The 4,989-nt window shown below is 37.9% G+C and carries 3 protein-coding genes; 1 reads left to right on the top strand and 2 read right to left on the bottom strand.

The features are described from left to right. Window positions 1-210: 210 nt before the first annotated feature. Window positions 211-2,673, bottom strand: a complete 2,463-nt coding sequence (locus HCR01_RS36880) for a filamentous hemagglutinin N-terminal domain-containing protein (RefSeq protein ID WP_193200842.1) — start codon at window positions 2,671-2,673, stop codon at window positions 211-213. Window positions 2,674-2,702: 29 nt separating this feature from the next. Here HCR01_RS36880 and HCR01_RS36875 point away from each other — a divergent pair, with 29 nt between their 5' ends. After that, window positions 2,703-3,491, top strand: coding sequence for an SDR family NAD(P)-dependent oxidoreductase (locus HCR01_RS36875; protein WP_193200841.1), 789 nt, complete (start codon window positions 2,703-2,705; stop codon window positions 3,489-3,491). A gap of 7 nt (window positions 3,492-3,498) precedes the next feature. On the opposite strand, the gene HCR01_RS36870 is transcribed toward HCR01_RS36875, so the two are convergent. Beyond that, entirely contained in the window at window positions 3,499-4,878 is a 1,380-nt protein-coding gene (locus HCR01_RS36870; RefSeq protein ID WP_226890053.1) for an FAD-dependent oxidoreductase, read from the bottom strand. Window positions 4,879-4,989 lie beyond the last annotated feature (111 nt).

Below are 4,989 nucleotides of genomic sequence, written 5' to 3'. Positions count from 1 at the left end.
TGTGATTGACTTTTTTGCACAAGCACTGCTGGCTAATTCTAATAATTATCTGTCTCGCCCATCTCTGCTTCCTAAATATTAGACCTGAATCCTTACTTTTACAGTTTGGGCAGGGGAAGATGATTGAATTACGATTATAGACAACCCTAGAAGGCCTGAGAAGAGATATTTAAAGCAACATTGAGGTAAGACCATTTTTCTATCTTTTCATCACTGTGACACTGAGAAACAAGAATTAGCAGACGACGGAGCATTGGAAACGACTGTGTTAGATTGGCTTGTCGTCAAAACTAAATTTCCTTGAGAATCCCGGACTACACTATTAGCTTCTATGATTCGTGTGGGTTGGTTACTTGTTAATGATTTTGGATTCTGTGAATTATTAACAGATTGAACTGGAACAGAGTTACTTTGCTCAACATTGTTATACATTAGGTCGTTAGGCTTAGATTGTAGATTGCGACTACTACTAACTACAAAATTACTTACTCCTGTACCTACTTGTCCCTGACAGACTGAGGTGATTTGAGGATCTGCTGAAATTCCTTCTATTTTTGGTTGAGTAGGAAAAATATTAGTATCAGCAATGTTGTATTTAACTGTACCATCAATTCCGAACTTGGAACTAGCCGTAATAAAGCTATCAGCGGAAAAGATGAGTAGTTGAGCATTAATTGTTATATTCCCACCGCGACCCTCCAGTGCATCTGCGGTGATCCTACTGTTTCTTGAGCCAGTTATTATATCTGCATTAATATCGATGTTTCCTCCATTGCCTTTGTCCAGCGCAGTTGCTGAAAAAACGCTGTTTTTACTCATCTGAAAATAGCCTGTATTTGCAATAATATTACCACCATTTCCAGAGGTGGTTGATGCTACGACGTTACCTTCATTTAGGCTGATAGAGTCAGAAGCATTAATTAAAAGATTGCCTGCTTCTCCAGCCCCGTCATTTCTACCACTAATAATACCGCCATTTGTAACAGTTAATTCATTAGTATTAACTGTTAATTGTCCAGATTGCCCAGAGACAATCGGAGGTATATTAAATACTTGTTGAATAGCTAAAGGTGCAACAACAGCGGATGAGGACAAGCTACTCCTAAAGATTGATGGAGATCCCCGTAGTACCCCATCTACATTTACAGAATCAGAAGCATTAACTATAAGGTTTCCAGCATTACCTGCTCCTGTAGCAGAAGTAGTAACTATGCCACCATTAGCAATTGTGAGTTTTTGTACATTTATTACTAATGACCCCGCATTCCCTCTATTGAAAGTTGTGTTGGAAAGAGAGCTAGGACTAAATAAAGAAGACGCTCCAGCTACTTTAATTAAATCTGCATCCACCTTTACATTACCTCCATTTCCTATGCCAAAAATTGCACTACCTAAAGTGGCTCCGTCTTCAATAGTTAATTGTTTCGTTGATAATGTAAGATTGCCTCCATCTCCTTGCCCATAAATAGTATTAGAGATAGTGCTACTAATCGAAGGATTTATCGAAGTAAACCCTGTTATTAGCACAGAATCTAAAGCTTTTACTATTAAATTGTTAGATTTTCCTTGACCTCGTGTAACCGTTGCTATTCCTGATCCTCTTTGAACACTCAGTCGCTTAGTGTCTACAATCAAATCCCCTCCACCACCCTTTGCTCCTGGATAAATTATGGAAACTAAACCGCTACGGTTTTGTCCGTCTGCTGAAGTGCCACTTGTATCTATAGAATCAGTGGTTCTGACGTACAGCGTTCCTCCAAACTTTTCTCCCAAAGTGCTATTTTCAATTGCAGAGCCATCTTGTATTGTTGCTTGTCTAGCTTGAATTTGAATATCCCCCTGCCCCTCACCACTAGAATCAACAGTTGCTCCCTGGGATAGTTGAATGTTTCTGAAGTTTTCTACAAAATCATAAGCTAAATTAAAACCATTATTTGTAAAGTTTAATTTGATAAAACTTCCTGATCCAACACTTCCTAATTCTATTCTTCCTCCAGCAGTTTTGAGAGTTCCTCCATTCAATATGAGATCGCCTCCTAGTAGTGCTAATGTTTGATTTGATTGCACTCGTAGGGCATTTTTTGTATCAATTAGTTCATTTGTTTTCCTACCTCCTTGACCATCGCCTTTTACTTGAATTGCACCTGGGTTAATACCATATTGTAATCCTATTGGCCTACTGATACTCAACAACGGTGAAGCTTGAACATTCGTAGCACTAAACTCTAAATTATTTGGAAACTTCAAACTAGTTGCCGTACTCGCTATAAATGAACCGCCAATATTTAATTGGGCATTACTTCCAAAAATAATCCCATTCGGATTAATTAGAAGTAGATTAGCAATACCATTAGCCTTAATTGCCCCATTAATATTAGATATTGACTTCCCTGTTACACGGCTAATAATATTTTCAATATCTAAAGCATTGTTGAAGAAAGCAGAGGAGCCAGCAGAAGTAGAGAATTCCTGAAAGCTATGGTATAGGTTATTACCTGCTCTAGTTCCTCCATTGATTTCAATAGTGTTACCAGAAACCGTAACGGAGGAGTTGTTAGGCAAAGTTTTATCTGGAATAAGCTGTGCTGTAACGGCATTACCAAAAAATAACACCACGCAAAACCCTAACTTAACTAGACATATTTGTGTAATTGTTTTAGAATTTGTGGGCATAACTTAACCTCCTGTTTATTAGAAAACTTATGAATACTTCTTTAATTACTGGAGCTTCATCAGGAATAGGCATGGCTTTTGCTAATGAGTTAGCTTCTCGCAAAAACAATTTAGTCTTAGTGGCCCGAACGGAAGAAAAACTTAAACAACTTGCCCAAAAAATCCGAGAAGAACACAAAGTTAAAGTAGAGATTATAGTCAAAGACTTGACGGTATCGACAGCAGCTTTTGATATTTTTAATGCCATGATTGAAAAAAATATTAGTATTGATACATTAATTAATAATGCTGGGTTAGGAGACTACGGGCTTTTCAGTACCAGTGAACGAATAAAGCAGCTAGAAATGATTCAATTGAATGTGACAGCATTAGTTGATTTAACTTATCAATTCCTTCCTCAAATGATACAACGAGGCAGAGGAAATATTATTAATATTTCCTCAATAGCTGCTTTTCAAGGGCTGCCGTACATGGCAGTTTATGCTGCTACAAAATGTTTTGTTCTTAGTTTTAGTGAAGCTTTGTGGGCTGAAAATTCCAAGGCAGGAGTGAAAGTACTTGCCGTGTGCCCTGGCCCCACAAAAACACAGTTTTATGAGAATGCTAGTTTTGAAAGATTTAGCAATGAAGCAGAATCATCACGTTTGGACAGTCCTTTGGAAGTGGTAAGGGAAGCTTTAAATGCTCTCGATTCAGGAGTTTCTCATGTTGTTACAGGTAGATGGGAGAATAAAATCATTTCTGGAATTCCACGGTTCCTGCCTAGAGAATCTTGGTCAAAAATTTTGGAGCAAGAATTTCGTCCTAATATCTTATAGCAAATTATTATTTATTCATTAGGATACAAAAAACTACTTTTGGGCTGAAAAGTCTTAGTGGTGATATGACTAAATTAATTATTCCTATGAATAAAGTATTTAATTCTGGAAATAGTACAGTTCCCAAAATAAACTTCTGGCTATACCATTGGGTAAATTTATATAAAATTCCTTTTAGCCCATGCCTCTGAATGGAAGGAGAAGTAGAAGCAAAAGCCGAATCTTGAACTGTTGCTACATTCCAATGTGGCAAATTACTTGCAGCTAATTGCTTCTGAAATTTTGAAGATAAAAAATAGCCGTCCTTTGACCAGTGTTTCGAGTTTCGTAAACAGTTATGTAAAACTATCGCTGATAGAGCGCTAACTGTTAATCCTTGTCCATAGACAGGACATAATGTACAAACAGCGTCGCCTAAAGCTATAAAGCCAGTTGGCAATTGAATTTTTTCGTAATGGCGGAGTCGATTAGCAGTTGCACGATAAGCATATATAGGAGAAATAGGCTTGGCATCTTTAATAAGTTCGTAAAACTTGGAATTTGGTAAACTACGAGCAAATTCCAAAAAACCATGCTCATCAATTGGAGGAAAGTCTCGTCCGTAGCCTCCAAGAGTAGCAATCCACTCACCATTTTCAACTTTTGCTAAATATCCTAAACGTTTATTATCAGGAGGGACTTGGGGAATTAACATTACCTTCCAGTTCTCTTTAAAACCTTTGGGTTGTTTATAGTGCCTTGTGGCGTATCCCAAGAATGGATTGATTACAGTTTCGGGGGGAGAGCTAAATCCCAACTTTTCTAACCACTTAGGAGCTAAAGAACGTCTGCCGCTAGCATCAATAATCAAAGAAGCTTCTTCTAGTCTCTCCTTCGCTTCTCCAGTAACTAGACATAGTAAAGCTCCAGTGATTTTCTTTTCACCATTACAGACCAATCCAGTAACACGATGCCTTTCTAGCCAATGCACATTTACTAACTGGGCAACTCTTTTTCGTATAGCCCATTCTAATAATGGACGACTACAGGTATAAGAAATAAATTCCGAAGGAGATTCAGCAATTGCGCCCCATCCCACATCCGGGACTAACCTAAAAAATTCTTGCGCCCAATCTATTGGTAATGCACCATTAAGCTGTAATTCCTCACCTATTCCAGGAAATAATTCTTCAATGATTTTGTACCCTTTGACCAGTAGCACATGAGGCTGAACAGACTGTGCTACTCCTTTACGAGGTATTGGTTCATCATACAATTCATCACTATCAATAATAGTGACTTTAGAAAAAAATTCTGCCAGTACTCTAGCGCTGAGTAACCCCGTAATGCTTCCACCGATGATAATCGCGTGTGTGGAAGTTTGATTTTTAGCTTTTGTAATATTCACTATTCAATATTTTGTTGTAAGGATTCAGGTGGCAGAGTATTGACAAGAGGACACTTCAGGGGGAGTATCACAAATATGAACCAAAACCTGCCTCAAGATATAGACCGAGAA

This window comes from Nostoc sp. MG11 (genome assembly GCF_014904695.1).
GTDB lineage: Bacteria > Cyanobacteriota > Cyanobacteriia > Cyanobacteriales > Nostocaceae > Komarekiella.
This window is presented reverse-complemented; position numbering and strand designations above follow the sequence as displayed.

Coding starts and splice junctions, on each gene's coding strand:
- HCR01_RS36880 (WP_193200842.1), bottom strand. CDS start 2,673: ATGCCCACAAATTCTAAAACAATTACACAAATATGTCTAGTTAAGTTA.
- HCR01_RS36875 (WP_193200841.1), top strand. CDS start 2,703: ATGAATACTTCTTTAATTACTGGAGCTTCATCAGGAATAGGCATGGCT.